The organism is Dehalococcoides sp. THU4 (assembly GCF_043231265.1).
Taxonomy (GTDB): domain Bacteria; phylum Chloroflexota; class Dehalococcoidia; order Dehalococcoidales; family Dehalococcoidaceae; genus Dehalococcoides; species Dehalococcoides mccartyi.
Map to the genome: position 1 here is coordinate 535,895 of NZ_CP171266.1, position 26,081 is coordinate 561,975.

Annotated in this window: 28 protein-coding genes and 2 pseudogenes; all 30 read right to left on the reverse strand. The window is 51.0% G+C overall.

Annotated features, from left to right (window positions below; translation table 11 throughout):
• The 30 genes and pseudogenes from ACE6F3_RS02895 to ACE6F3_RS03040 all read right to left on the reverse strand — a co-directional run bounded on the left by ACE6F3_RS02895 (position 1) and on the right by ACE6F3_RS03040 (position 26,054).
• Complete coding sequence (locus ACE6F3_RS02895; RefSeq protein ID WP_277853129.1) at positions 1 to 195, reverse strand: hypothetical protein; 195 nt, start codon at positions 193 to 195, stop codon at positions 1 to 3.
• Between the two features lie 17 nt (positions 196 to 212).
• The gene (locus tag ACE6F3_RS02900; RefSeq protein WP_392654915.1) at positions 213 to 2,732 is read right to left on the reverse strand and encodes a phage tail spike protein; all 2,520 of its coding nucleotides are present in this window, start codon (positions 2,730 to 2,732) and stop codon (positions 213 to 215) included.
• A 4-nt stretch (positions 2,733 to 2,736) separates the two neighbouring features.
• A complete protein-coding gene (locus ACE6F3_RS02905; RefSeq protein ID WP_392654917.1) occupies positions 2,737 to 3,510 on the reverse strand; it encodes a distal tail protein Dit in 774 nt (257 codons plus the stop codon).
• 12 nt (positions 3,511 to 3,522) lie between these two features.
• A complete protein-coding gene (locus ACE6F3_RS02910) occupies positions 3,523 to 5,991 on the reverse strand; it encodes a phage tail protein (protein ID WP_392654919.1) in 2,469 nt (822 codons plus the stop codon).
• Positions 5,992 to 6,204: 213 nt separating this feature from the next.
• Positions 6,205 to 6,591 (reverse strand): hypothetical protein, encoded by a 387-nt coding sequence (locus tag ACE6F3_RS02915; protein ID WP_392654921.1) that lies wholly within the window; start codon positions 6,589 to 6,591, stop codon positions 6,205 to 6,207.
• Positions 6,592 to 6,594: 3 nt separating this feature from the next.
• Positions 6,595 to 7,194: a major tail protein gene (locus ACE6F3_RS02920; protein WP_392654923.1), complete on the reverse strand. Its 600-nt coding sequence runs from the start codon at positions 7,192 to 7,194 to the stop codon at positions 6,595 to 6,597.
• Position 7,195: 1 nt separating this feature from the next.
• Positions 7,196 to 7,537 (reverse strand): hypothetical protein, encoded by a 342-nt coding sequence (locus ACE6F3_RS02925; protein WP_392654925.1) that lies wholly within the window; start codon positions 7,535 to 7,537, stop codon positions 7,196 to 7,198.
• Positions 7,534 to 7,968 (reverse strand): HK97-gp10 family putative phage morphogenesis protein, encoded by a 435-nt coding sequence (locus tag ACE6F3_RS02930; protein WP_392654927.1) that lies wholly within the window; start codon positions 7,966 to 7,968, stop codon positions 7,534 to 7,536. Before ACE6F3_RS02930 ends, ACE6F3_RS02925 begins: the two co-directional genes overlap by 4 nt.
• Positions 7,968 to 8,312 (reverse strand): head-tail adaptor protein, encoded by a 345-nt coding sequence (locus ACE6F3_RS02935; protein WP_392654929.1) that lies wholly within the window; start codon positions 8,310 to 8,312, stop codon positions 7,968 to 7,970. The genes ACE6F3_RS02930 and ACE6F3_RS02935 overlap by 1 nt, the downstream gene beginning before the upstream one ends.
• A 2-nt stretch (positions 8,313 to 8,314) precedes the next feature.
• Positions 8,315 to 8,632 (reverse strand): head-tail connector protein, encoded by a 318-nt coding sequence (locus ACE6F3_RS02940; protein ID WP_392654931.1) that lies wholly within the window; start codon positions 8,630 to 8,632, stop codon positions 8,315 to 8,317.
• A 15-nt stretch (positions 8,633 to 8,647) separates the two neighbouring features.
• The gene (locus ACE6F3_RS02945; protein ID WP_392655045.1) at positions 8,648 to 8,908 is read right to left on the reverse strand and encodes a head fiber protein; all 261 of its coding nucleotides are present in this window, start codon (positions 8,906 to 8,908) and stop codon (positions 8,648 to 8,650) included.
• Positions 8,909 to 9,037: 129 nt separating this feature from the next.
• Positions 9,038 to 10,243 carry a phage major capsid protein gene (locus ACE6F3_RS02950; RefSeq protein ID WP_392654933.1) on the reverse strand — a complete coding sequence of 402 codons (1,206 nt, stop codon included), beginning with the start codon at positions 10,241 to 10,243 and terminating at the stop codon, positions 9,038 to 9,040.
• 19 nt (positions 10,244 to 10,262) lie between these two features.
• Positions 10,263 to 10,979, reverse strand: coding sequence for a head maturation protease, ClpP-related (locus ACE6F3_RS02955; RefSeq protein WP_392654935.1), 717 nt, complete (start codon positions 10,977 to 10,979; stop codon positions 10,263 to 10,265).
• A complete protein-coding gene (locus ACE6F3_RS02960) occupies positions 10,979 to 12,208 on the reverse strand; it encodes a phage portal protein (RefSeq protein WP_392654937.1) in 1,230 nt (409 codons plus the stop codon). Before ACE6F3_RS02960 ends, ACE6F3_RS02955 begins: the two co-directional genes overlap by 1 nt.
• Positions 12,205 to 13,779: a terminase large subunit gene (locus tag ACE6F3_RS02965; protein WP_392655047.1), complete on the reverse strand. Its 1,575-nt coding sequence runs from the start codon at positions 13,777 to 13,779 to the stop codon at positions 12,205 to 12,207. The genes ACE6F3_RS02960 and ACE6F3_RS02965 overlap by 4 nt, the downstream gene beginning before the upstream one ends.
• Before the next feature lie 142 nt (positions 13,780 to 13,921).
• Complete coding sequence (locus ACE6F3_RS02970) at positions 13,922 to 14,155, reverse strand: hypothetical protein (protein ID WP_392654939.1); 234 nt, start codon at positions 14,153 to 14,155, stop codon at positions 13,922 to 13,924.
• Positions 14,145 to 14,348 (reverse strand): DUF5049 domain-containing protein, encoded by a 204-nt coding sequence (locus ACE6F3_RS02975; RefSeq protein ID WP_392655049.1) that lies wholly within the window; start codon positions 14,346 to 14,348, stop codon positions 14,145 to 14,147. Before ACE6F3_RS02975 ends, ACE6F3_RS02970 begins: the two co-directional genes overlap by 11 nt.
• Positions 14,337 to 14,558 (reverse strand): annotated as a pseudogene (locus tag ACE6F3_RS02980) (DUF4314 domain-containing protein); the annotation flags it as partial. The gene ACE6F3_RS02975 and the pseudogene ACE6F3_RS02980, both read right to left, overlap by 12 nt.
• The gene (locus ACE6F3_RS02985; protein ID WP_392654941.1) at positions 14,551 to 15,252 is read right to left on the reverse strand and encodes a virulence protein; all 702 of its coding nucleotides are present in this window, start codon (positions 15,250 to 15,252) and stop codon (positions 14,551 to 14,553) included. The gene ACE6F3_RS02985 and the pseudogene ACE6F3_RS02980, both read right to left, overlap by 8 nt.
• 207 nt (positions 15,253 to 15,459) lie before the next feature.
• Entirely contained in the window at positions 15,460 to 16,713 is a 1,254-nt protein-coding gene (locus ACE6F3_RS02990; protein ID WP_392654943.1) for a site-specific DNA-methyltransferase, read from the reverse strand.
• A gap of 3 nt (positions 16,714 to 16,716) precedes the next feature.
• Positions 16,717 to 17,217: a hypothetical protein gene (locus tag ACE6F3_RS02995; protein WP_392654945.1), complete on the reverse strand. Its 501-nt coding sequence runs from the start codon at positions 17,215 to 17,217 to the stop codon at positions 16,717 to 16,719.
• 145 nt (positions 17,218 to 17,362) lie between these two features.
• Positions 17,363 to 17,713 carry an HNH endonuclease gene (locus ACE6F3_RS03000; RefSeq protein WP_392654947.1) on the reverse strand — a complete coding sequence of 117 codons (351 nt, stop codon included), beginning with the start codon at positions 17,711 to 17,713 and terminating at the stop codon, positions 17,363 to 17,365.
• A gap of 118 nt (positions 17,714 to 17,831) precedes the next feature.
• A complete protein-coding gene (locus tag ACE6F3_RS03005) occupies positions 17,832 to 18,263 on the reverse strand; it encodes a DUF1492 domain-containing protein (RefSeq protein ID WP_321720801.1) in 432 nt (143 codons plus the stop codon).
• Positions 18,264 to 18,320: 57 nt separating this feature from the next.
• A pseudogene (locus tag ACE6F3_RS03010) lies at positions 18,321 to 19,684 on the reverse strand (SNF2-related protein).
• Complete coding sequence (locus ACE6F3_RS03015; RefSeq protein ID WP_392654949.1) at positions 19,681 to 19,968, reverse strand: VRR-NUC domain-containing protein; 288 nt, start codon at positions 19,966 to 19,968, stop codon at positions 19,681 to 19,683. The pseudogene ACE6F3_RS03010 and the gene ACE6F3_RS03015 overlap by 4 nt, the downstream one beginning before the upstream one ends.
• A gap of 226 nt (positions 19,969 to 20,194) precedes the next feature.
• A complete protein-coding gene (locus tag ACE6F3_RS03020; RefSeq protein ID WP_392654951.1) occupies positions 20,195 to 22,519 on the reverse strand; it encodes a VapE domain-containing protein in 2,325 nt (774 codons plus the stop codon).
• Entirely contained in the window at positions 22,509 to 22,931 is a 423-nt protein-coding gene (locus tag ACE6F3_RS03025) for a DUF4406 domain-containing protein (RefSeq protein WP_392654953.1), read from the reverse strand. The genes ACE6F3_RS03020 and ACE6F3_RS03025 overlap by 11 nt, the downstream gene beginning before the upstream one ends.
• Complete coding sequence (locus tag ACE6F3_RS03030; protein ID WP_392654955.1) at positions 22,915 to 23,205, reverse strand: hypothetical protein; 291 nt, start codon at positions 23,203 to 23,205, stop codon at positions 22,915 to 22,917. Before ACE6F3_RS03030 ends, ACE6F3_RS03025 begins: the two co-directional genes overlap by 17 nt.
• Positions 23,195 to 23,974, reverse strand: a complete 780-nt coding sequence (locus ACE6F3_RS03035) for a phage antirepressor (protein ID WP_392654957.1) — start codon at positions 23,972 to 23,974, stop codon at positions 23,195 to 23,197. The genes ACE6F3_RS03030 and ACE6F3_RS03035 overlap by 11 nt, the downstream gene beginning before the upstream one ends.
• Positions 23,975 to 24,059: 85 nt before the next feature.
• On the reverse strand, positions 24,060 to 26,054 hold the full coding sequence (locus ACE6F3_RS03040; RefSeq protein WP_392654959.1) for a DNA polymerase: 1,995 nt from the start codon (positions 26,052 to 26,054) through the stop codon (positions 24,060 to 24,062).
• Between the last annotated feature and the right edge of the window lie 27 nt (positions 26,055 to 26,081).

Consider the following 26,081-nt stretch of genomic DNA (forward strand, 5'->3'; position numbering starts at 1 on the left):
TCACCCATCCAGTGTCCACCTAATTTCACAGACGTGGCCGACCCAGCCTGTGGCGACGATACCTGCTTGCAACATTAGATCAGTGAAGAACACCTCTCCAGTACAGTTCTGTATAACAAGACGGATGGTGATGGAGCGCAGCCTGCCGTAGCCTTTGGGTGAAGCGTCTCGCGCCACTTGTTGAAAAGATACCATGTGAAATCACCGCCCTCTCAATACAAATCAATAAATCGTGTTTCGGTTGTCCCATCCTCGTATTCAAATACTAACTCGATACCGACCTGTCCGTTCGTTCCCTTGCTTAGGTTATTCGATCCTATTTGCGCCGATATGGTGTAATTGCGTCTTGATGCCGGATAAACTGTTTGTGCCATACTTTTGGTCATATCCGCCACGCCAACTGCCTTAAAGGAGGCTGTACCGGATACACCGTTTTCAGTATCCACTTCAAAACCGCTATTTTGCCAATAGGCAAAGCCGTCGTCGGCTCGGGAGTTTCGCAAATGGTTAAAGGGCACCATATCTTTAATTTCCTGCCCAATGAGATTGCTTTGGTCGAACTGGTCTGCAATCGTCGAGGATGAAGAGTCGCCCAGTTCTCTAAGTTTCGTGGAGAGTTCCAGTACGGTTTTCCATGGCTCTTGAAGGTTATACTGGCGGCGTACAATTCGTGTTTTAATGGTCAGATTCAAATCCCTGTCATCAACGGTTACAATGTCACCTAAATCCCATCGCTCATGCTCATAGCCCGTCAGTACGGACAAATCCATCGCCGATAGGACATAGGATACGCGGGGCTTTGCATATTCGGCAAGCCGCATATTGGTAAATTCAAGCATCTGATAGGGGTTTGTAAAATTGGAGCAGTCGAGTGTCGCTACCCGCACCTCGCTTGAATAGCTGAAGTCTTCCACGTAGTCCTTGCCACCATTGATTGCAGCGAACGTCATGCCGTCCTTACCAATAGCATAGAGCCTCGTGACAAGGGATCGAGTATCGACTACACGCTTAATCCCCGTCAAGTTTTTGCGGTAGGCAAAGAGCGCACCGCTGTCTGTCCCGCTGAATGTCAGTAAGTCCACTCGCCTGTCCCGGCTGTGGAATACCAAATCGCCACCATGGATGTTCTGCACCATCCGCAGGATGGAGAGTGCGTTTTTTTCTTGGCAGGTCCATGTTCTCAGGGTGGTTACACTTACCGTGCCGACTTCCCAGCCTGTGCCCGCAAGCGCAAACGCCATCGGGGCAGCGGGCAGGTCGGCGTTGAATTCAATCGGTTGTTTTTCTGCAGAAAAAGTCAGGTCATAGAATGCCGCTTCAGCATAGACCGTTGTGAGTATGCTGTTGCCATCCGAACCTTTTTCATCCGTCATTGTCCGTATGCGGTAAACATCCTCAGCAATCTGCACCTGCTTCTCGTTGTCAAGCGTCGCCCGCTTCGGGTCACTGTAGGGCAGCTTGAATTCCAAGGTGTCCGCTCCGTTGATCTCGCCCGTAACAATGATGTCGTAAGCATTCTCCAGAACTGTTTCCCACGCTCCGTTCCCGTCCAAAACAACGGGGCGGGCAAAACCCAGTTTCTCATACGGAGATTTGGGGATATCATGAAGTGTTATATCGAGCAGCTTCGGCGTGACCGTCGTATCGCTGGTGGTGAGCGTTACCCTGTAACGGATATATGAGCGATTCGGTGAGGACAGTTCGCCGTTCGTGCCAACTGTCTGCCATGCCGACCAGTCCTGCAAATCATCTGAGGTTGATGTTTCTATCAGTGAAATGGACGTGACGCCCGCCGTGTATTCGCTTGTTGCCGATACCCGACCGCTCCCGGCAAGGTTGCATTCGGCAGCAATCGTCGTCAGTTGGCCGCTTTCGGGGTAGAGATTATCAATGCCTTTCCGTAGGGTAACAGCTCCCGGCTCAGTTAGCGCATCCACGTTACCCGAAGTATCTCCGCCATTGGCAAGCATCGCCTGACGGAAATAGTGAATCAAATCATCAATAGTTAAGTCGCTGTCTGTTTCAAAGAACCACTCGTCCAAGCCACCTGCGTAGTAATACTGGTTTGCGTGCATTCCCATGACGATATCCGCCGTACAGGATGGATTCAATGTACCAGTAAATGTCCGCAAGGGGGCTGTCCACACTACACCGTCGGCACGGTTGCACAGAACTATCTGAGATGTTTTGTCCGTCGCATTTATGATGGCAGAGAGGAAATACCAACCACCATTGACCATGTTGAATCCAGGTGTTTCGGTTTGGTCAAGGATAAGCGTGCCCGCCGAATTATAGAGCATCATTCGCGGCCGCCCTTGATAGAGGGAAATATATAAAATTGGCTGACCGGGTCCTTGCCTTGTATTGAAAAGCGGAATGAAGTTCTGCCCGACAGAATAGGTGGTCGGATTTACCCAACCGCCGACGGCAATTTTATCACCGAGATAAGAAAAGAATGTACCGTCGTTGGTGGCGACAAGGTGCGTCTTTTCTGTGGTTGGGTTGTTGATGTTTATGCGAAAATACCGCCCAAACCTGCCGTTTAGTAAAGAGGCTGTTGTGCCGCTCCAGCCGGAGACAGTAAAATGTCGTCCGTTGCCGGAGGAGTCTGTAAGGCGGGTATCGCTGTCCGGCGTGGATTCGTTGAAACGCCAGAGTGCGGATGTTTTTTCGGTTACAGGGATCTCGCCTGTAAAGTCTGTTTGAGAAGTCAATATGGATTTTACCGCCATGTCCTCACCTCCAACGGCTCTTCGCCTGTATTTGCAGTTCTGTAAAGGTCACACCGATTGCCGTAATGGTTACGCTGTTCGCTCCTTTGCGAAGAATTGGAAAATTCAACTCTTGAAGCAGCGGCAGACCATTTCGGAGCGTTTCGCCCGTGCCGTCTACCACCTTGGCAGTAACCAAACCGCTGTCGATGACAAGGGTTTCCCCGGCAGCCAGCACACCGATAACGCGAAGTTCTTCGTCATTTGTTTTCAACGACACATAGGTTGATGCCCCTGATGGAATGATGCCTTTCAAAAGGAAGACAGGCAATGAGTCTGTATTGCCTTTACTCCTCGTGACCGCATTCGCGCCTGCTTGGGTTAGCGTAAAACCCTCATCCGTCAAAGCGTAAGCATGTGGGTCGGGACAGACGAAGTTCAAGTCAAATGCACCCGCCGAGCGAATAAGCCGTTCACAATTCACTTCCGTCTGAAGTCGCGCCGTGAAATAGCGGTCAGGTACATCGTCAAGCACAAGCTGTTTCAGCCCCTTATCCGGGTCAAGCCATTCTGCCAGACCATCCAGAACTCCAACCAATGAAGCGAGGTTGTGCTTTGGTGCGATATTACAGCGCACGGTTATGACCCGCTCTGCGCTATCACTGCCAAAGTCTGCCACACCGGGTTTGCCGGGTATGGAAACAAAGGAGTTGCGCAAGGGTGGCGAAGCCTGCCAAGAGGTCAGCCGAGCCTTGACGTTCATGCTTTGTGATGAGATTCCGTTGAAAATAAAGCCCACGCCAACACCTCCTTATGCCGGGCTAAACCGCCCCTGCGCCCGCGAGCCGGTTTGCATCAGGTTGTACAGTTCCTGTGATATTCTGCGGATGTCGTCCTCGCTGCGGACAATCATCTGCTGTATGTTGATGAGAGAAGGCATGCCTGATACCGCCAAGCCGCCATGACTTCCTGTCACATCACCCATGTTTATGCCGGGCGTATCAAAAGCGGTGGGGATAGCGTTCTGCATATCGTCTGCGACTTCATCCATCGCCCGTTCGAAGCCCACACCGATGCCCTGACCCATGTTTTCGCCAAGTCCGGCAAATAAGGTGGAGGGAGAACGGATACCGAAGAAGTTTTTAATGCCGTCGACGATCCCTCCGAAGAAGCCGGAGATTTTACCCCAAATCCAATCGGTGACGTTTGAAATACCCTGCCACAGCCCCTTGATAAGGTCGCTGCCGACTTGCACGATTTTACCGATGTTACCGGTAAAGCCTTTCACGATAGCCGTAATAATCTGAGGTATCGCTTTTACGATTTCCACGATGATGGTTGGCAGGTTCTTTATCAACGCCACGAACAGCTGAATGCCCGCACCCACAAGCTGTGGGATGCTCCCGATAATCGCCGTAATAAGCGATGAGATGATCTGTGGTATCGCCGCTACGATGGCAGTTATAATTTGCGGTAGGTTTTGAACCAACGATATTAACAGCTGAATCCCGGCGTCAATAAGCTGGGGAATAGAGCCGAGGATCGCCGTAATTAAACCCTCGATAATTTGCGGTATTGCCGCCACAATTGCTGTGATGATTTCCGGCAAAGCGTCTACTAAGGACATCAGAAGCTGAATCCCTGCATCAATAATTTGCGGAATAGCCCCGATGATAAAATCTACAATGCCGAGGATGATAGCGGGCAGAGCAGCAATCAATTGGGGTAGTGCATCCAGGATGCCCTGTGCCAGTCCGAGAATCAGTTGAAGGGCGGCATCAAGTATCATAGGCAGGCTTTCCATTAAGCCTTGAACAATTGTGATCACAGCGTTCACCGCCGCCGGTATCAACTGTGGAAGTGCATCGGCGATGCCTGTAACGAGAGTGGCCACTAATTGAACCGCTGCATCAATAAGTAATGGAAGATTATCAATCAGCGCACCCACAATGGTCATAACAGCATCCACGGCGGCGGGGATGAGTTCGGGCAAAAGCGTTAAAATCGTTGTCAGCACCTGTGTGAAAAGGTCGACTACCGTAGCGAGCAGAGTCGGAAGCAAATCACCGATTGCCTGTAGTATCCCGTCAAGGGCAGGCGGCAGTGCTCTTACGATATTCTCAATAACTGGAACAATGTTTTTCACGACGTTCTGGAACGCTTCGACCACATTACCAATCAAAAGTCCTACATCAGCATTGGCATTACCCAAACCCGCCATCAAGTTGCCGATAGCCGATTGCATTCCCGCCATAGAGCCAGTTATTGTTTCCGTGGCTTCCAAGGCGGTCGTTCCTGTGATCCCCATTTCGGTCTGAATGACATGGATTGCTTCGGTCAAATCGGAAAATGAAGAGAGGTCGTATTTAATACCGGAGATTTTTTCGGCATCAGCCAAGAGCCTCTCCATTTCAGACTTTGTGCCGCCATAGCCCAGTTTCAGGTTGTCGAGCATCGTGTAGTTCTGCTTGGCGAAACCCTGATAGGCATTTTGGATAGATGCGATGTCCGTACCCATTTTATTGGCGTTATCGGCCATATCCGTAATCGCCATGTCCGCAACCTGCGCCGCTTTTGCGGTATCGCCGCCGAGGGACTGGATAAGACTTGCCGAAAAGCCCGTGACGGTTTCCATATATTCGTTGGCGGACATACCGGCGGTCTTGAAGGCATTTTCGGCATACCCCTGTACAGACTGTGACGCCTCGCCGAATAGCGTATCCACGCCGCCGACCAGTTGTTCGTAGTCCGCATAGGCGGATATAACCTCTTTGCCAAGTTTGATGGCAGCGGCTCCGGCGGCAACAGCCACCGCGCCCAGTGCCACACCGATGCCTTTGAGGATGCCGCCCAGCTTCTCGAACTTTCCACCGGATTTTTCGGCGCTGTCGCCAGCGTCCTCCAGTTCCTCGCCAAGGTCGTCGGCTTCTTCCGCTGATTCTTCTAATTCACGCTCCATGTTGTTGAGTTCCGCGTTGGCGTTATTGAGAGCGATCTGCCAGTTTTGAGTGCGGCGATCATTTTCACCAAAGCTTTCGGAGGCGTTTCGAAGAGCGGCTTCAAGGGTGGAGATTTTGTCCTTCTGGGCGTCTATCGCTTTATTGAGGACTTCGTTACGGGCAGCAGTAGCCGCTATGGATTTGTCCTGTTTGTCGAATTCGCTCGTTACCAGCTTCATTTCGCTACCCAGTACTTTGAACGACTGGTTTATATCACGCAGTGCACTTTTAAACTCCTTTTCGCCCTCGACGCCTATTTTCAACCCGAAGTTGTCAGCCACTTAGAACACCTCCTCCCTCAAAAAATTAGATGCCATCAGGGATGACATCTTCAATAAACAGTTCGCGCTTTGGTTTGGTCATTCCGAGGAACTGGCGATGGCATTCCCACAAGTCCAGCAATTGCCCAATCGGGGTGAGCCACGTTTCCTCTTCGGAGCGATTCAGATGAACCGTACCGTAATATAAAAGTCGGGTAAACAACTCATCGTCGCTTACCCGACCTCGGCGTTTTTTGGTTCGCCATCCTCGCTTTCGATGTTACGAGCCGTCCCTTTGAACATCGCCTCGGTAATTGCCGACTTATACGCCGCCAGTTCAAGTGGTGAGGTGAGCAATTCCACTTCTTCCTCGGTCAGCAGATCTTTCGGATTTTCCTTGTTCCGTAGGTTGTGGATGAGTATGGGCTGGTTAGCAAGGAGCGTAATCAGCCAAATAATCTCGTCGAGCGCCATCTCGAAGTTTTCTGACTTCATTAACTTCTCACCCAAGTTATCCAGCCCTCCGTAGCGTTTGGCGATTTCCTTTGTAGCACGGGTGGACAAAATCAACTGATAATCTTCATCGCCGATTTTGATGACTGCACTTCGTTCGTTATCCATGAGTTAGCCCTCCAAACCTGTGTCAAAGTCAGGTTCGTACACTTCCGTATACCAGCCGCTGATCACACCCGGTAGCACATCTGCATCATCTTCGTTAACTTCCGCTTTCCAAGGATGACGATCGTTGCCGTCCGGTTTATTGCGGCGGGAAACAGTACCTTCAATACTCGGTGTGGAAAAGGTGATGCTATCGCCCTTGGTGGCGAGATTGGTGGACGGAACGCCGAACTTCACGCGGTAAAGCCAGAAGTAGCGGTACTTACCATTCGCCTTTTTTGCCCGGAATCCAATAGCAACAGGGTCACCACCGTCCTCTGAAGCCGAAATAAGAACGCCGTTTTCATCCGTGGTCGCTCCTGTCAGCTTTGCGGCGACGGTTTTTCCGATGTCATCCACACCAAGGGTCAGTTTACCGTTTTTGAATTCCTTGATGATTTCAGCGGCACCATCGTCCGCCCAGAGTGTCGCTTCCGCAAGTTCGACAGATAATTCAGCTGAGATTGCCTTGGCCAGCATTACCGGAGTGTCGTAGGTCTCGTGACCCGTAATAGGCGCTTCGGTGACTGTTGCGTAGTAGAGTTTATCAAGACCAATTGTAGCCATGTTATATTTCCTCCGTTTCGTATTCTTTCGCCACATCGATGGCGTAATGATAATAGCCGCTATCGTTCTCATAGCCGATGTAGCGGCGATCTGTTATCGTAAACGCCGCACCAAGCAGGACGGCGGTAATCTGATTTTTCCGGTTGATGTAATTGCCTTCTGAAAACAGGGATATCCTCACCTCGGACACATCAATAAGCGGTGTATTATCCCCGAACAAGGCAAACTCATCCGTCATCGGTGTGAGAACAAGATACTCGTTGGGTGCAACACCGCTGAATATGCCCGTTTCCACCGGTAGTAGAGGAGAGAGCAGCGCGTTCAGTTCCTGCAAAATGCTCATATGCGCTCCACCTCCTGGTCGAATTTTTCCTTCATCGCTTCAATAGCCGCATTCCTCGATTGTCTGCGGGCTGGTCTCATGAAGGGTTTCGGCGGCTGACCATGCTTACCGTATTCGAGAATATTAGCGATTTTGGCGTTACTGTCGCCGTCACTTCTTGGCTCGTCAAAACCAATTTTGATATCCCAGCCTGAGCCGTCCCGTTTCTGCTTCGCAGGCGACAAACCGAGAGAGTCTTCCAACTCACCTGTGGAACGACTCTTTGTTTTCGTGCCATGCCCGACTACAGAGGAGAGGTTGCTTTTTGCCTTAGAAAGAACGACTTCACCGCCTGCTTCCAGCACTTTCGGGATAATTTCATCCGTTTTATTGCCAAGGCGAGAGAGTTTTAAGAGGAATTCCTCCGGCATTTTCATTTCGATTTTTGGCATTACCTCACCGTCCCTTCCAATTTCTCCACCAACACTTCGATATACATCCCGCGTCCACGTACATCTTCCGCGTTAATAATGTTATAGCGGCCATCAGCTTCGGAGATAAAGTGTGAAGTCGTGACTGTTAAGCCCGGAATTTTGCGGAAGCGAAATATCGCTGTTACGCTTGAAAACGCTGCGTTCCCAATAATCCGTTCCCATTTTGCGGAGGTGTTGCGAACTTCCTTATATGCCTTAACTGAAGCGATGATGTTGTCGCCTTTAGTGACGAAACCCTCTGCATCTTTGATGGGATCGGTTGAGATGATGTTGATTGGCGTACTCATTTTTCCGTATCCCATGCTTACACACCCCACAATCTGTCAAGACGCAAAAGCATGTTGACCGTATTCCAGACTTGTTGAGAAGCCTGAACGCTGTCGGCAAAGAAACCGGCAGTCGAGCCATCGCGGGATTCGTACCAACTCGATACAAGCATGATTACGGCCTGTTCAGTTGCGGCGGGTATAGAATTTTCGGTGTAATAGCCCTCCGCAATATGCTGGTAGCTCTCGGCATAATTGACAGCGGCGGCGATGAGGCGCAGGAGCAGATCGTCGTCATCAGCGTGTGTCAGTATTAGGTTTTCTTTGACTTTTGGCAACAATTCCGTTGGCGTCATCGCCGCTCACCTCCATTATTCTTGGTCTGCCATCAATCCCGCAGCTTTCAGCTTTGCGAGCAGGGCATTGAAATCCGTGACAAGAGTGGCTGTGTCCTCAGCTATGCTGTCAGCTTGATTCGCAGCAGCTTTCACAAGTCCGGAGATTGACTCCGTAGCATCGGTAGGATATGTCGGGACATACAGCTTATGGTCATCGCCGATTTTAACTTCGACGGTGTCATCCTCACCAGCAGCAGCGGCTTTTACACCGCCGAGAGTATCCCCAGTTGCCACAAGGAGAGGGTCGGCGGAGAGCCCCGTTACCGAGGCTCCCTCCTTGATTTCCAGCGTGCCGCCGATAACGGTTTTTTCGCCGCCCTGTTCGGTATAGTTCTTTGTGTTATAGCTCATATTGCACCTCCGTTAAGCTTTTTGCTGGAGAACCTTGATAGCCTCCGGCAGAATCAATTTGCCGTCCACACGTTGGGTGGCAACGAAGCCCACCTGCCCGGTGACAGCGAAGAGTTCATTCAGTCGCTTAAACACACGCCCCTGACGGTCGGCTACCCAGTAATAACTGAAGTCTCCAAACACAATGGTCTTGGCGGCCGCAGCGATGGTGGGTACATATGCGGAGGTGTAAACAGGACGGTTCAAAATGGTGTCAGGCGTACCCGCTTGCAGGGAGGGCTGCCACAGATACTGGCCCTGCCCATCCTTTAACTTGCGGATGGCCTTTACAGTAGCATCGTTCATAACAAATACAGCCTTGTTGCGGTAAGGCGCCTTAAGCGAGTAGAACAAATCAAGCACCTCATCCATCGTGACGGCGGTAGCTCCTGCCGTGGTTACGCCAAGCTGTGCACCGCCAGTCGCAGCAAGGATGCCGGTGGGCTTGCCGGAGCCGTCGCCAGTAAAGAAGGCGTCCTCCTCTTTATTACCGATGCGCCTTGCAAACTCTCTGGAAATGTAGGCTTCGAGATTGAACACGCTGTCGTTTAGGAGTTCCTCGGATACCTTGATGAGCGTACCCAGCTTGTAAGCGCCGATGGACACCTGACCGAAAGCATCATCGCTGTCGGGGATGGTACCTTCTTCGTCGATCCACGATGCGGTACCCTTGGATGCTACGACAGGAATTTTACGATCACCGGAAGAGGTGGTGATGACGTTTGCCAACCTGCGGAAGACATTCTCCTCGTCGAGGGCTTCCACAAGCGTGCGCTCAAATTCGTCGGGCACGAGGTAGCCACCTTCGGAGTCGGTGCCGATTTGCAGGGCGTTCTTTACGCTCATATCAAGACCCTCGTTGCCACGAGTGCGCATGGCATTCCAGAAGGCTTTTCTGTATTCGGCGGACGCACGGCCAGTCTTGTCCTCAGCGGACTTGTTTGGCGCACCCAAAATAGGAGCGGATGTAGGCTTACTCATCTCAAGGTCATAGGCAGCCTGGCGTTCCAGACGCTCAATTTCCTTGCCGAGAGCGACCATGTCGGCTTCCATCTTGTCGTACTCTGCGGCAGCTTCAGCGGGAACAAACCCGTCAGCGCCGCGCTTCTGGTCGAGGAACTCCTTTGCGGTGTTCCAGATTTTGTTGCGCTTCTCGCGCAGTTCAAGGATTTTATTCATAGTCATTACCTCCATAAATTTAGTGGATAATCAAATTGAGCCGCTTTTGAAGCGACTCAGCGAGTACGCCTTGCGGTTCAGATTTCGGTTGCGGTTGTTCTTTGGTCTTTACCTTATCAAGCAAGGAATTGGTGACTGCCCTGCGACTGAACGCATAGGTCGGAGTGGCTTGATGTCTTTTGCTGTCTTCCAGCACACCGTCAGCGAAACCCAGTTCAATCGCCTTGTTTGCGTTCATCCACGTTTCTGCGTCCATCCAGTGGGAGATTTTTGCTCTCGACTGATTGGTCTTGACTTGGTAGGCGTTGATGATGGATTCCTTGACCTCGTCCAGCATGGAGATGGCTTTTTGCATTTCGTCCGTGTCACCAATGGCGATGGTCAGTGGATTGTGCACCATCATCAGTGCGGTGGGAGCCATGAGGACTTTCGTGCCAGCCATAGCGATGACACTTGCCGCAGAAGCGGCGATGCCGTCAATCTTGACCGTGACGTTGTGCGGATAATCCATCAACATGGCGTAGATTTGACTTGCAGCGATGCAGTCTCCGCCGGGCGAATTTAGCCAGATGGTGATGTCACCCTTGTCTGAGAAGAGTTCCGATTTGAACATTGCCGGAGTGATTTCATCACCCCACCAAGTCTCATCCGAGATCTCTCCGTCAAAGTAAAGGACGCGCTCGCCACTTTCGTCAGCATCACGCGCCCAGTTCCAAAACTTCTTGTTTTTTGCCATTAGCTTGTATCCTCCGTTTCATTTGGTTTGTATGCTGCTCCAACATCGGCCAGCTTGACCATGTTGCCGTTGACGAAGTGCAGATCGCCGCCTTCCTCGGCAGTCAGCAGATTCATATCCTCCAAGCCACGTACATCGTTGACCGACATAAATCCGTTTTGAATGCCTGTTGAATAGCCTTGCATACGGCTTTGGTAGTCGCCGCGAAGTAATCCGTCGAGATTAAACTTGATAAAGATCGTCGCTTTTTCCGATGGCAAAATGAGAGCCTGCTGTAAAGACTGCTCCCACCTGACCACCCACGGGTCGAGGGTATACTTGACGAACTCTAAAGACTGCTGTTCGATGTTGGAGAAGCTGCTCTTTTCAAGGTCGCCGACCATATGAGGAGGCACTCTGAAAATACGGGCAATTTCATTTATTTGAAACTTACGTGTTTCCAAAAACTGCGCCTGTTCCGGCGGTATGGACATCTGATGGAATTTAAGACCTTCCTCCAAAACCGCTACTCTGTGTGCATTTGCGCCTCCGAATTGCGACTGCCAGCTTTCTCTGAGCCTGTCGGCCTGTTCCGGCTTGATGACACCGGGGTGTTCCAGTACGCCGCCAGGATTCGCACCGTTGGCGAAAAAAGCAGCGCCGTAGTCCTCCGTTGCAAGGGCAAGCCCCACGGCGTTCTTTGCCATCGCAATCGGCGAGTAACCTATAAGGCCGTCAAAGCCCAAGCCGGGGATATGCAGGATATTCTCGCGACGTAACTTGACCTGACCCTTGTCACTTTGGTAGGTGTAGACCAGTTCGCCGCTTTCGTTTCTATCCACAGCCATTCGGTCGGGCAGGAGTGGATAGAGCGCAATGGGAAAACCCCTGCCGTCTCTGATAATCTGTGCGTAGGCGTTGCCCCAAAGTAAAAGATGACTCATCAGTGTTTCTCTGAACACAAATGAAGTCATCTCGCGGTTAGGCTCATCATGAAGCAGCCGGTAGAGGGGGTGCGACGGTTTTGTGGATTTACTTCCGTTGGCGGTTCGCTCATATACATGGAGCGGAAGTCCCGCCACCGATTCGGCAAGGATACGGACGCAAGCGTAGACCGCCGAGGTCTGCATCGCCGTCCGCTCATTGACCGCCTTACCGCTGGTTGTGCCACCGAAAAGAAAATTCCAGCCGCCGCCTACACGGTTTTTAGGCTTATCCCGTGAGCGGAACAACCCTGAAAATATGCTCATATAAATAACAACCCCCTTTCGTCATAGACACTGTTGTTGATACCACCGCCGAGGGTTGCCCTCGCAAGTCCCATGATCAGCGCGACCACACCATCTATTTTCTCTGTTGATTTCTTTTTATTGGGTTTGATGTTGCCTGCAGCGTCTTGGTCGACGATTACATTACCCATATTCCAGTCGAGGACAGGATGTTTGCCGTGGCGTATTTTGCCCTCCATCACAAACTGATAGAAGTCCTTTGAAGGTGGGGACATGGAAATGAAACCCTGACCGAACGGAAACACCGTAAACCCATGCTCCGCACCCAGTTCTTCAAGGTCGCGGCGAATCTTCTCCGCACCGTAGCGGTCGTAGGCGATTTCACGAATTTTAAAACGCTCCGACAGCTTGGCGATGAAAGCCACTATGTAGTCATAGTCCACCACATTGCCCTCGGTGGTGTTGAACACTCCTGTCTTTTTCCATACGGCATAAGGAACGTGGTCGCGCCTTGTACGCAGGTCAATCACATCTTCCGGCAGCCAGTAAAAAGGCATCACTGTGTATTTGGTATCAACTTCAACAGGTGGGAATACCAGAACCAGAGCTGTAAGGTCTCCGGTACTGGAAAGGTCGAGACCGCAATAGCAATCCCGACCCTCGTATTCTTCAAAGTCTATGTCTTCGCCGCAGGCGTCCCATTTGTCCATAGGCATCCACCTGATATCGGCGTTGCACCATTCGTTCAGGCGGAACTGCCGAAAGTGCATCTCCTCAGCAGGGTTTTGCTTTGCCTGCTCGTAGGCGGCTTGCACTGTCTCGAAGGGAATGGTCACACCGATGGAGGGGTTCACGCGCCGCCAGACGGCTTCGTCGTTCCAATCGTCATCTTCTTCAATGCCGAATACGGCAGGATAGAAGGACGAATCAATTTTTGAGCCGTCCATAACCGCTTTAGCTTTTTGGTGGATTTCATAGCAGATGCTCGTCTTATCCCTGCCTGCTGTGGTGATGAGAAAGTAGAGGGGCTGCCGTCTGGCGTCACCTGTGTACTTGGTCATGGTATCGAACAGTTCGCGGGTCTGCTGGGCGAAGAGTTCATCAAATATAAGACCGGAAACATTGAAGCCTTGTTTGGACTTTGTTTCCGAGGACAGCACTCTATAAAAGCTGTTGGTGTGCGGGAATATAATTCGCTTGGTTGACGGCACGAGTTTTGACAGTTTTGCCAGATCGCCGCATTGCTCGACCATCGCTTTTGCAGTATTGAAAACAATACTCGCCTGATTGATGTCTGCAGCACAGGAGTAGACCTCGGCACCCGCTTCGCCATCGGCGAACAGGAGGTAGAGGGCGATTGCCGCCGCCAGTTCGGACTTGCCGTTTTTCTTGCCGACCTCAACATACGCCGTGCGAAACTGCCGATAACCGTCCTCTCCGACGATACCAAAAATATCACGGATAATTTGCTCCTGCCACGGCATCAACTGAAAAGGTTTTCCATACCATTCGCCGGTGGTGTGCTTGAGCATGGATATAAAATTAACCGCAAAATCCGCTCGACGTACATCGTATCGGCTGGTCGGCAGCATGAGTGGTGTTGGTTTGTATTTGAAATCAGGCACCGTCGTCCTCCTTTCGCGCAAAATAAAAGACCTCCGAAGAAGTCATCAAAATCTATCTGTACGAGAGACAGCCCCTTGTCGGGGTGTCTGTCTTTCGGTTGTTTCGTGTTTAGTTGTACTTGCTGAGGATGATGGTGTAGACCGCCTTGACTTCGTCACCCGGTTCGATATCCCAGCCCCTGTCATAGCTGCAAAGGTCGCGGGTCTCGCCGAACTTGCGTAGTGTCAGCTTGCTGATTTTGCCGCCGTCGATACCGAACGGAGAGCTTTCCTCATAATGCTTGACCCAGTATTTGTAATTGCTGCCTGTCGATGGGCAGTAGATAATTCCTTCACTCCACATTTTCGAGTTCCCCCGTCAATATCAGATTTGCATATCGCTTGGTGTCCGTGGAAATGAAGTTCGCTAACTCGTTGAATCCCATCTCCATCGCAATTTTGAACACTGCTTTAGTATCGAACATATTCGTGCGCCCCGTGGACGCCACCTTACGACATTGTGCTTTGACAACCTCGGCTTTGGAAAGCAGTCTGATTTCATCCTCACCAAAAACCGCTCCGAGATGTGAGCCGCTGTCCCAGATAATGAAAACCGTGCCTGTGTCGTCTACGAAGTCTACCGTTCCCGTGTCGCCGGGTTTCAGCTTGGTGTAGGGGTCAGTCATGAAAATCAGTTCAACACGAGCGCCTTTCTTGTACCTTGCCCTCCGTGCTTCGAGGGCTGCTTTTGAAATGAAACTATTCACTGTCTGCCACCTCCATTTTCTTGCCGCCTTTCCAGCTTGAATTGCCCTCAAGTCTTGAAAGTAATATCTTTCGAGCTGCTTTGTACTCGTCGCCGATGAAGCCAAGGGAGAGCAGGAAACACCGCATGGCGTATTTCGGGTTGCCGTCGATGTCTTTTTCTCTTGCCGTGATACGCTTCTTTTCAATTGCGGTTTTGCAAAGCAGGCTGATCAGCGTGGCGTAGGCTTCTGTGTGTTCTGCATCAATCGTTCCTTTAAACCAGGGGAACTGCAGTGTGTCGGTGGTCTGCTTAATCGGCAGGTCATCCGTTCCGATCGACGCCTTGAGAAGCGGGGCTTTGGCATTCACCAGTTTGGAGAGGTTGTCGAGTTTTTCAGGTGTAAAGCCGTCAAGGGGTATTTCGATGGTCAGGCGGTCGCTGAGATCTGCTTGGTATGTGCTGCTTTCGGGTCCAGTCGCCAGCTCATCGTATTCTTCGGTGACTGCCTTGAAGCTGTGCAAACCGCAAAGGCTAGCGACCAGCTCCCGGTTGTCCTCGCCCATGACCGTGCCAGTCTTGTCGATGTGGTAGCCGCCAATCTCGTAGGCGAATGTCGGCGCTCCGAGGTAATTGGTCGGAGCGTTTAGTTCATGGCTGATGGCTGCGACCAGTGATTTGCGTTCAGGGCCTGTTACGTTGTAAGAAAGTCTCATGCTCGTTTCCTCCATTTTCCTTGATTTTGCAGGGTTTTTTTATCCTCCGCGCACTACATATATCACTCTAAAAGCCTTTATTAGCAAGCTTTTATGTGATAATAAATGCACCGAATATCAAGGAAATACAGCCCTCTGTTATTATGTGTATGACACAATGCCGCTGAGAATAAAATCATACTTGGAAGAGCCACATATTGTTTTTGACTATATTAAAGCCACCTCTTTCACGAGATCGGCATATTGGAATACCTTGCCGTCACGCTCACAGGTGATATCCTCGCCGCCGTTTTGCTTGTACTCGGCATACCTACGTAAAATAACCGAAGCATACTTTTCGTCCAATTCGAGCATGTAGCAGTTGCGATCAAGCTGCTCGCAGGCAATGAGCGTTGAGCCGGAGCCTCCGAAAGTGTCCAGCACGATGGCGTTTGCCTGACTGCTGTTGGTAATCGGGTATGCCAGCAGGTCGAGGGGTTTGCTTGTCGGGTGATCGGCGTTTTTCTTTGGTTTATCGAAGTTCCAAATGGTGGTCTGCTTGCGGTCGGAATACCACTTGTGTTTGGAGGTATTCTTAAAGGCATACAGCACCGGCTCGTGCATTTGCTGGTAATCACCCCGCCCAAGCACGAGGGCGTTTTTCACCCAGATGCAAGTCGTGGAGTAATGAAACCCCGCGTCCACACAGGCACGAAAGAAGTTCACCTTCTCCGAATCCGAATGGAAGCAGTAAAAAGCCCCGCCATCGGCGAGGTTCTCATAAAGGTTCTTAAATGCCGACAGCAAAAAGATGTAGAACTGTTCTGCTTTCATGCTATCGTTCTTGATTTTTAGTCCGCTCACAGATTCAAAGCTGACGTTGTAAGGGGGATCGGTCAGGACAAGGTTGGCTTTGCGGCCATCCATCAGCTTCCTGACAGTTTCCGATACCGTGGCATCGCCGCAAATGAGTCGGTGCCGCCCCAGCGTCCAAACATCTCCGGGCAAAACAAAAGCCGCCTGTTCAAGAGCGGCTGTCATGTCGAAATCATCGTCAGCTACGTCCCCGCCGGAGTCGGTGAAGAGCTTTTCAATCTCGTCGGCGTCAAAGCCCGTAATTTCGAGGTCGAAGCCGAGCTCCTTGAGGTCGGCAAATTCCAGAGCTAAAAGTTCCTCGTCCCATCCGGCATTGAGTGCCAGTCTGTTATCAGCAAGAATATACGCCCGCTTCTGCGCTTCGGTCAGATGCTCCACAAACACGCAGGGGATTTCGGTCAAACCTTCTTCCCGTGCTGCCATAATGCGTCCATGCCCTGCGATAATATTCAGGTCTTTATCCACGATGACCGGGTTGACGAAACCGAACTCACGCAGGGAGGAACGAAGCTGTAAAATCTGCTCCTTGCTATGGGTGCGGGCGTTCCTTGCATATGGGACGAGACGGTCTATATTCACTTTTTCAAATCGTTCTGTCGATTTCATATACTAAAACCCCCTGTTTGTTAGCAATTCGAGAAAGGCGTTCTTTTCTTCGCCCTGCGTGTTGCTGTGGCGATTGATGATTTGCATAATCAGGTTAAAGTCGCCTTGCATCGCCTTATAATACTGAGCGCCTGCCGTGACATAGGGCGAGAGCTTCAGTTCCTTGGTCATGCGCCCGATTTTACGGTTCATGGCTTCGCAGGCAAGAAAGCCCTGCCTGTTCAGCACATAATCTGTAATCGTCTGCGGCGCGACATAACCATCACAGCCGCGAGCCACGATGTATTCCTCAATTTCATTTCGCAGCACATCTGCCGACGGCACTTCTTTTTCACATTCCTTCATCGCAATGGAGAAGTAGTCTGCCATCACATTTTTGGAATTGACCTTTTTTGGTTTTGGCTGAGTTGCAGCATTTGCGCCAGAAGTTTTGCCTTCAAGCTTTTTATCGATTGGATTTTTCCGAGGGCGGCCTGCCCCCGGACGATAGCCTCCGCTGGGCATGAGTGTCACCTCCTCGGTTTGATTCTAAGTTTGATTTTGATTTTTTGATTTTTTGATTTTTGATTATTGAAAAACTCACACGAAAGGCCGAGCGCGCTGTCCGCCTTAGAAGTCACAGGGATTGAGACCGCCCCTCGGTCTGAACTTAAAAGTAGTCGCCTTGCCCAGCGTGAAGTCTTGAGTGGCATTCCTGACAAAGCGCCATCATATTCTCCCAGTCGTTTGTGCCGCCGTCGGTCAGCTTGATCTTATGGTGGGCAAGCGTTGCGGGAGTGAGCCGTCCGTCACGTTTACACATAACACACAGCGGGTTCGCCGACAGGAACGCTGCACGGATTTGTTTCCACGTTCTGCCGTAGCGTTTATTGCTGTCGGGGTTGCGGTCGTGTCTGTTATATCGTTTGGCTTCCTGTTTCTGATGTTCCTCACAGTACCTACCCGTGGTCAGCTTGGCGCAGCCGGGGTAGGCGCAGGGTTTCTTTGCTTTATATGGCACGTTGCACCTCCTGTTCTGCGCATAAGAAAAGCCCCGTGGGGTTGCTCCCGCGAGGCTCGTGTGTGCATTCAATTTTGCCATTTTAATAATAACAGGCTTCTAAGCGGAATTATAGTGGTCAACAGTGGCGTATGGCATCGATCTCGTCCAAAGCCCGGCCATGAAGCCGGTAAACCCAGCGAAGGTCGAAATGCAGCTCGACCGCTATCTGTTCCCATGTCTTGAAACACAAATATCTTAATTCCAGAAGCGTCTGGAGTTCGGGGCTTTCCACGCACTTAATCACCGTGACGATTTCATGCTTCAGATTTATCAGGCGAGTCAGGTCAGCGTTGATTTCAGACTCCAGGTCTACCATCTTGGCGATAACATCTTCCATGCGGTGAACATTGCGGTTTCCCTTGCTTGGCGGCACATCGGACAGAGTGGCACTTGCTTTTCCGGCGAGTTCTCGCAATGACTGCACCTGCTCAATCTTGCTATTGATACGCTGGTCTATGCGATAGGCTTGGGACAAATAATCCTTTGCCGATAGTTTTGGTTTGTTCATAGGCTACCTCCGATAATTTGGTCCACTCGGATTGGCAGCTTTTGACTCCATAGATTGTCATAGATTTGCTTTTACCGCGTCAATTAAGGCGGTTTGTGTTTTGTCCTTGGCGGACAGGGCTTTCATCACCCGTTCGTCAATGGTGTCCTTGGCGATAATGTGGTGGAGAACCACCGTTTCAGCTTTCTGACCCTGCCGCCAAAGACGGGCATTGGCCTGCTGGTAAAGCTCTAAACTCCACGTCATCCCGAACCAAATAATCGTGGAGCCGCCCGACTGAAGATTCAGGCCGTGTCCGGCAGAAGCGGGGTGGATTAAGGCGACAGGCCATTTACCCTCGTTCCAGCTTGCAATACTATCCGATGTATCTAATTTTGTAAATGATATATGCCGGTCTTTCAGCCTTGCTGATATTCGCTCCAAATCGTGCTTGAACCAGTAGGCCACGAGAACGGGCTTGCCGTTGGCGGCTTCGATTAAGTCCTCAAGGGCATCCAGTTTGCGGTTGTGGATGTAGTGGACTGTGCCGTCGTCGCCATAGACCGCACCATTCGCCATCTGGCAGAGCTTTCCTGATAGGGCGGCGGCATTGGCGGCAGTGACATCGCCACCAGCCAGTTTTAATACCAAATCCTGCCGCAGTTCGTCATATCGCTCACGCTCTTTGTCTGATAGCTTCACAGGATACCCAGCGGTTACCAGTTCCGGCATGATCAAGAGGTCAGTAGATTTCATCGATATGGTAATGTCGGCGATTTTGGCGTATATTTCTTTTTCAGCAAAAGGCAGAGGCTTGTAGCTGAATATGACCTGACCGTTTCTTTTGTCGGGCGTAAAGTATGTGCTGCGATACTGCCCGATGAACCGTCCGAGCCGCTGACCCATGTCGAGAAGCCGGTACTCAGCCCATAAATCCATCAAACCGTTACTGCTCGGAGTTCCTGTCAGACCGATGATGCGTACTACCTTGGGGCGAACCTTCATCAATGACCTGAATCGCTTTGTCTGGTGGTTCTTGAAGCTGGATAGTTCATCAACCACCAGGGTGTCGAAATCGAAAGGGATGCCGCTGTCCTCGATCAGCCACCCTACGTTTTCGCGGTTGATGATGTAAATATCTGCTTTAGCCTGAAGCGCCGCTTTGCGCTCCGTCTCCGTGCCGACAGCCACGGATAACCGCAGATCGGAGAGATGCTCCCATTTGTGAAGTTCATCCGGCCATGTGTCACGGGCGACTCGAAGCGGAGCAATTACTAAGATCCTGTGGGCTTCAAAGCTGTCAAACAGCAGGTCGGCGATGGCGGTTAGTGTTAACACCGTCTTGCCTAACCCAAGCCCATATCGAGGAACACAGCTGCGACAGGGTTTTTCTTGATATATTCGGTCGCATATCGCTGGTAATCGTGTGGTATGAACTTCATCCGGCACCACCTCCTATCTGCTCTAAAATTTCTCCAATTTGCGCTCCATCGTCCAGAACGTAGACCGCAAAACCCAACCGCCGAAGCATCCCATGCCGCGCTTCCTGCAAAGGTCGAGGTTTCTCCCCATGCCGCTTCACTTCAACAAAGGCGATTTTGCCGCGCTGCAGGAGAATAAGGCGGTCGGGCATCCCATCAAAACCGGGACTTGTAAATTTAAGTGCGATACCACCCATTGCTTTGACTGCTTGGACGAGTTTCTGTTCTATGGTTTTCTCTCTCACGATAACCTCCAATTTCTCATTTGCCGATTGCCCGATTTTTCCTATAATTACTACGCGTGCGTTTCCCGTGTGCCTATTACTCTTATCCTTACCTATATAAATTAATAGAATAAAAAGGGCAATAAGGGAAAGGGCAACCGTAGAACACTGATTTAGTAGGGGCTTGCGACTTTGCCGAGCTTGGTTGCCGAAGCCCCAAAACGAGCAGACAGGCAATAAAAATGCTTCATTCCGTTCTAACGAAGACCCTTTGAACGCCATAGATGGGCAAGGATTTTTTGCCGGTCTTATTTCCGTCGAATAGAGACCAGCCGCCGATACGGTTCAAGATACCTTGGATTTCGTAAGAATCAGCTTTCTTTATGGACTCGCGGGACTTACCGAAGCACTCACACCATATCTCCATCACGCAGACTTGATTCCTGCGGACGCTTCCGCTCGCTCTCGTGGGGTCGTCAGGAGAACGGATGTATTCGATCCTGCGATAAAGGTCCATTGCATCCCAGCTTTCAGGTAGCAGGGTTTCAAGGTAATCTACAACCATGCCCTCGCGCTCGTCGTTTTCCATAGCGTTGCGCTGTTCGGCAAACGCCGCCATAGCAACATCGCCTTTTAAGAACAATTCTTCGCCGCCTTGGTATTTTACGAGGGCTTCCGCCCAAATCTGGTCTATGTCTGTAAGTTCCCATGCACGGTATTTTCCTTCGCCAGATACCCAAACAGGCCAGAAGCGTCGGTTGCCCGTGATGTCCCGCAGAAATCCGCCGTCTGAGTTGGTCGTACCTACGATAATGCACTGGCGCGGGTGGCTCTCAACCGCCCGACCGTACGAGGGACGATACTTATCATCTGTGCGGGTGATAAACGATTTTACTGTCTCGACATCCATTTTCTTAATGCCCGCAAGTTCCCCGAGCTCGAGTATCCAGTAGCCTTGAAGCTTCTCCGGGGCGGTTTTATCTTTCATATCAGATATAGAAAGGCTGTCGGAATACCATTGCTGGCCCAGTTTGGAGAAGAGTGTGGATTTGCCGATACCCTGCTTACCATTGAGGACAAGGATGGAGTCATGCTTTGTGCCGGGGCTAATAATCCGAGCCACCGCTGCTACGAGGGTTTTACGGGTGACGGCTCTGGTATAAGGCGAATCTTCCGCGCCGAGGTAATCAATAAGCAGTGTGTCGATTCGAGGAACTCTGTCCCATTCTGGCAAGCCTTCGAGGTATTCCCGAATCGGATGATAAGCACGGTCGTCGGCAACCTTAGCCAGCGCAAGTTCATAGTTTCGAGCCGAGAACGTACCATAGCGTTTATCGACAAAAGCCACAAGCTGGGCTGTATCGACATCCCGCCAAGGCTTATGTGGACGTTCCCAGGGCAGTTCGTCACCGTATATCTGGTTGGCGAGGCGATTATGTCGGATACCCGTTAAGGTTTCGTCGTTGTTCAGGATAAGGAGCAGGTTGCCGAGGGTGTTGGAGAGGATGCCGCTTTTCTCACGCTGAAGCTGGGATTTCCAATCAGCATCTTCATCAAAGTCGCTTTCAGCCTTGGCAATGCGCTCCTCGGCGAGCAGTAGTTTTACATTTTCATCCTGTACTGCCAGTGCGCTCATCGCCTTAAAGCCTGCCTTTTCGTCAAGATCGGTGAACTTATGGATGCGGACGAGGTCAAAGGCGTTTAACAGCCTGCCACAGGCGGGGTCGGTGGCGTGATGGGAATACGACCATTTGCTTTCATACAGCACCACACCCGCCGAACTATCGGCAGGGATATAGTCATAACGGCCGCTCATTGCCGACGCCTCGTATACATCAGATAGAAATGTTGCAATCACAGCTTCAATCGAATAAGCACGACAGAAAGCGCCGACTACGCCTTCTTTTTCGAGCGGATCTTGCTGCTGGCGGATGTTGCGCTGTATTACTTCGGACTGGCGGCTTGATGTAGGCCAGAGTGAGCAGTCGTGCCAATCGGAGAGCTTGGAGAGGTATGCGTCTGGATCGAGGACATCGCCATCGATTTCTTTAAAAATGTATCTACCGTCGGAAGGTGTGGACGGCCAGTACATCAGGCGTTCCGGTTCATAGGTGCTGTCGTCAAAGAAGTCCATGCCGATGACTTCCGCTACCAGTCGGGAAACAGCAGCGTATTCGTCCGGCGAAACCTCGCGGGCAAGCGGAATAACCATACGAAGCCGGGGTTCTTCGGGTGTATGGCTGTGGGTAGAATAGATCACGTACTTGTGAGGAAACAACATCTCCACCGTGTCAATAAAATTACTACCGGCGTGATCGGCATCGAGGGTTATCCCTGAGCGACTTTCTACCGTATCCTTTTTACGTCTGCCGCCCTTTAGATGCCCGAGAACATAGCCACCTACATCTTTTGCAGCATCGCGACGGTCTTTGGTGAATCTCTTGTATTCTGCGACAGTTTCAGTTGTGCGGCGGGTGACTTTGAACCGCTCGCACAATTCATCAAATGTGGTCTTTTTATTGATCCACCGTTTTGAAAGACGGCTGTCGCCATATGCGATTTTAAGTTCCATATTCCAGCACCTCACATTTGTGGTTGTAGTATTTGATAGGAATACCGCGCTTTTTTGCCTTAGCGATCTCGCGGGACATACCCTCTGAAGGTTTGCCGAAAACCCATAGTTCATCGCATTTGCCAAGCAGGACAAGAGCAAAGAACATCCCCAATTCGCGCTGCTCTCTGTCATCTTCATCTATGAACTGCGGGTAGTGGAGGTGGGGAGCAATCGGGATGCATCCCTTGGAAACAGCAAAGCGACAATAGCCTCTTGCCCGTTCTATGTTTCTTTCCGTGTCTCCTGCAAAAGGTGAAGCGAGGTAAACAAGCGGACGATAAGTTTTCTCCGGGGCTTCCGATTTGGTAACCGCCGTCAATGCTTCATAGGCGGTCGGGTCGGGATAACCCTCGCTATTGTACTTGTCCATCGGGCACCTCCCCTTGGTAATACTGCTCAACAAGCGAACGCAGCCAGTCGATTTCTTCATCAAGGCGGGCGTTTACCGATTCGTACATAGCGTTCTCAGCTTCAAGCGCAGCAAGCTGTTTTGACCGTTCTGCACTTTTGTCCGCACTGATAAACAGGAGTGAGAAGAAGCATGTCAGCCCGATCCACATCAATACCCACGGGAGCGATGACCATATTGCCTTCCCAACCTTCTTCAGAGCCGTCTTGATAGCTTGCTTCTTCTCAATATTCATTTTCGTTTACCCCTTTCCCAAGGAACAGATTGATGAAATATTGCTGCCCCTTGCCCGTGACTTTTGTAGTCTTGCTGATAGTGACATGACCGTCTGAATGAGTGATGGCGGTTTCCTTGACCCGGAAAAGCCCCAGCTCCATCGCCCTTTGGGTTGGTGCGTTATAATCTGTTCCTTTGCGCTTGATGAGGTAGCCGTCCTGACGAAGTTTTTCAAACAGACGGTTCTGGCCGATTTCGATACCGTTGCCTTTGAGGATTTTCGCCAGTTCACCAATAAGGATGGCGCCTTCGGAGACAGACACCGCATCGGCGAAGATAACCTTTGGTTTATTCTCGGTGGCTTCCAGTTGTAGCCGTTCCTTGGCAGCGCGCTCTTCCTTAAGGGCGGTCAGAACTTTAATCCATGAGTCGGGATCATTCATCAACTCTTCTAATTTGGCGGGAGTGACATACGCGCCGTGCTTGCGGATGGTAGGAAGCACTTCATGGGTGACCCAGCGTTTGAACTTTTTGGCTTCGGGCTTACGGGATAACAAAACAATGCTGTAAAGCCCGCTTTCAGTAACTGCGATCATTTCCTGTCGGCCACCAAGGGTGTCCACTAATAACGGCTCCCTTTCATCGTCGTCTAATCGTGCTGCTGCGTCGCGATATTTCTCAATCCCGAGAATGCCGCACACATCCTTAAGCACCCAGAAAATTTCGCTACCCTTTTGAACAGTCCTGACTTCGTTCCCCTCATAGGAGAACACTTGTAATCCGTACATATTGAACCTCCTGAAAATTTATTTTCGAGAGGCAACAACCCCTCTACTGCATACAGACAGGAGGGGTTGTTTTGCGTACTGGCATTTAATCTTTTTTATAAAATGAGCAATCGAACCCATCGGCAATGAGTAAAAGTCCCTCAGCCCAAGGCGGTGTACGGCTCATTTGCTGACATAAAATTTCGGCAGACATCTCTGGACCGGCTTCAATGACGACTTCGTCGTGGATGTGCATCACGATGGAGCAATGACGGAGCGTCTGCATGGCGTAGGATAAAATATCCCGGCTGATCGCCTGCACAATATTTTCTACAAACTTGGGACCGTAGCTTTCAATACGCTCCCATTTCTTTGTGCCACCGACGCCCTCGTAGGTCACACAGTCTGAGCCGAATTGGTTTGTTCCGATACGTGGCTTGACATAGGAAAGCCTCCTGCCGGAGGGAAGCGTGATAAACAGCATCCCGCTTTGATAGCCGAAGTGAATGCCGTGAGTTTCGGTCATCGTCCTGTCCCTGACTGCTTTCATAGCCGCGCGATCAACATCCCACCAAAACCTCACGATATTCGGGTTCGCCGACCGCCATGCTGAAACGAGTGGACGGAGTTCTTCTTCCGACAAACCCATCTCCAAGGCGCCCATCGCTTTGAGTGCACCGACCGAGCCGCCGTAGCCGAGGGCAAGTTCGGCAATCTTTCCTTTTTGCCTGAGCGGGCTACCTTTGGTGACTTCCTCGATCGGAACATGGAACATCTGACTTGCCGAAGCTTCGTAAATCTTGCCGTGGGTGGCAAACACATCGTTTCGCCACCGCTCTCCGGCAAGCCAAGCGATGACGCGGGCTTCAATCGCCGAAAAGTCAGCGACAATTAGCTTGTAGCCATCCTTCGGCACGAAGGCTGTGCGGATCAACTGGGAGAGAACGTCGGGAATGTTGTCATAGAGAAGTTCCAAAGCGGCGAAGTCTCCATCATGAACAAGCCATCGTGCATCTTCAAGGTCGATCAGATGATTTTGTGGCAGATTTTGCATTTGAATGAGCCGCCCAGCCCATCTGCCGGTTCTGTTAGCGCCGTAAAACTGAAACATTCCACGGGCGCGACCGTCAGCGCAGACGGCGTTCTCCATCGTCTGATATTTCTTGATCGAGGATTTTGCTAATTGCTGTCGGAGCGACAGGACTTTTCCAAGTGGCTCAGGTGCATCCTTAAGCAGCTCCGTTACCACTTTTTTCCCGAGAGAATCAGTTTCCATACCGTTATCGGCGAGCCACTGTTTCATTTGTTGTAGTGAATTTGGATTATCCAGATCGGTGAGTTCCTTCATCAAGCGGGTCAACTTGGTACGGGAGCGGGCATCTGCTTTAATGGCATTGCGGACGAGCGCCATGTCCAAAGCTACGCCACGATCGTTAATCTCTTGGTCATGGGCGTATTCTTCCCATACATTTTCAGGCACGGGAAACTTGGCGAGCCGCTCGTGGATAGAGAGTTCCGTCTCAACGTCGCGGCGATTGTATGCTTTGAATGCTTCCCATTTGTCGGGGGCGTGTTCCGGCAAATTCCGTGTTCTTTGCCCGTTTGTGGCGGTGGGTTTACAGGGTGAGCAGAAATATCTGATGAGATCCTTGCCCTCGGTCAGTTTTTGCTTCTCAAGTCCCAATACCGCTCCCGCGCCTTCGAGGGAGAGGGGCAACCCCATGTATGCTGACCATATCATCGCACACCGCCACGATGCGGGGTTCAGGTATTTCGCCTTGCCGAGAATTTCAGCAGAGTGGTGGTTATCGGCGAAGGGGTCAAGACTGATATCCATATCCGAAAGGTATCGAGAGAGACAGACTCTCTCAAAATTGGCGTTGAACGCCCATTTTTGAACATTATCGTCTGTTAGCGCATTGAGGATTTCTGGCGGTAGATGTTCGCCCGTCGCAAGGTCGATGACCTGAACCTCGCCGTCATCTACGGAATAACCGAACAGAAGAATCTCGAAGTCGGGCGACTCGGTATACTTGTACACGCCGCATTTGGAAAGGTCGTAGCTGCTATAGGTTTCAATATCTATGGATAATGTTCTCATAAGACCTCCATAATCGAAGAAGGCGGC

Excerpts from the sequence above, each read along its gene's own strand:
- ACE6F3_RS03035 (WP_392654957.1), bottom strand. The coding sequence starts at position 23,974 with ATGTACGGATTACAAGTGTTCTCCTATGAGGGGAACGAAGTCAGGACT.
- ACE6F3_RS02960 (WP_392654937.1), bottom strand. The coding sequence starts at position 12,208 with ATGAGCATATTTTCAGGGTTGTTCCGCTCACGGGATAAGCCTAAAAAC.
- ACE6F3_RS02895 (WP_277853129.1), bottom strand. The coding sequence starts at position 195 with ATGGTATCTTTTCAACAAGTGGCGCGAGACGCTTCACCCAAAGGCTAC.
- ACE6F3_RS02950 (WP_392654933.1), bottom strand. The coding sequence starts at position 10,243 with ATGAATAAAATCCTTGAACTGCGCGAGAAGCGCAACAAAATCTGGAAC.
- ACE6F3_RS03005 (WP_321720801.1), bottom strand. The coding sequence starts at position 18,263 with ATGAACAAACCAAAACTATCGGCAAAGGATTATTTGTCCCAAGCCTAT.
- ACE6F3_RS02930 (WP_392654927.1), bottom strand. The coding sequence starts at position 7,968 with ATGCCAAAAATCGAAATGAAAATGCCGGAGGAATTCCTCTTAAAACTC.
- ACE6F3_RS03040 (WP_392654959.1), bottom strand. The coding sequence starts at position 26,054 with ATGAGAACATTATCCATAGATATTGAAACCTATAGCAGCTACGACCTT.
- ACE6F3_RS02925 (WP_392654925.1), bottom strand. The coding sequence starts at position 7,537 with ATGAGCATTTTGCAGGAACTGAACGCGCTGCTCTCTCCTCTACTACCG.
- ACE6F3_RS03030 (WP_392654955.1), bottom strand. The coding sequence starts at position 23,205 with ATGAATATTGAGAAGAAGCAAGCTATCAAGACGGCTCTGAAGAAGGTT.
- ACE6F3_RS03020 (WP_392654951.1), bottom strand. The coding sequence starts at position 22,519 with ATGGAACTTAAAATCGCATATGGCGACAGCCGTCTTTCAAAACGGTGG.
- ACE6F3_RS02985 (WP_392654941.1), bottom strand. The coding sequence starts at position 15,252 with ATGAGACTTTCTTACAACGTAACAGGCCCTGAACGCAAATCACTGGTC.
- ACE6F3_RS02990 (WP_392654943.1), bottom strand. The coding sequence starts at position 16,713 with ATGAAATCGACAGAACGATTTGAAAAAGTGAATATAGACCGTCTCGTC.
- ACE6F3_RS02940 (WP_392654931.1), bottom strand. The coding sequence starts at position 8,632 with ATGACGCCAACGGAATTGTTGCCAAAAGTCAAAGAAAACCTAATACTG.
- ACE6F3_RS02970 (WP_392654939.1), bottom strand. The coding sequence starts at position 14,155 with ATGTGGAGTGAAGGAATTATCTACTGCCCATCGACAGGCAGCAATTAC.
- ACE6F3_RS02955 (WP_392654935.1), bottom strand. The coding sequence starts at position 10,979 with ATGGCAAAAAACAAGAAGTTTTGGAACTGGGCGCGTGATGCTGACGAA.
- ACE6F3_RS02935 (WP_392654929.1), bottom strand. The coding sequence starts at position 8,312 with ATGGGATACGGAAAAATGAGTACGCCAATCAACATCATCTCAACCGAT.
- ACE6F3_RS02920 (WP_392654923.1), bottom strand. The coding sequence starts at position 7,194 with ATGGCTACAATTGGTCTTGATAAACTCTACTACGCAACAGTCACCGAA.
- ACE6F3_RS02900 (WP_392654915.1), bottom strand. The coding sequence starts at position 2,732 with ATGGCGGTAAAATCCATATTGACTTCTCAAACAGACTTTACAGGCGAG.
- ACE6F3_RS03025 (WP_392654953.1), bottom strand. The coding sequence starts at position 22,931 with ATGGACAAGTACAATAGCGAGGGTTATCCCGACCCGACCGCCTATGAA.
- ACE6F3_RS02965 (WP_392655047.1), bottom strand. The coding sequence starts at position 13,779 with ATGCTGCCGACCAGCCGATACGATGTACGTCGAGCGGATTTTGCGGTT.
- ACE6F3_RS02995 (WP_392654945.1), bottom strand. The coding sequence starts at position 17,217 with ATGCCCAGCGGAGGCTATCGTCCGGGGGCAGGCCGCCCTCGGAAAAAT.
- ACE6F3_RS02915 (WP_392654921.1), bottom strand. The coding sequence starts at position 6,591 with ATGGATAACGAACGAAGTGCAGTCATCAAAATCGGCGATGAAGATTAT.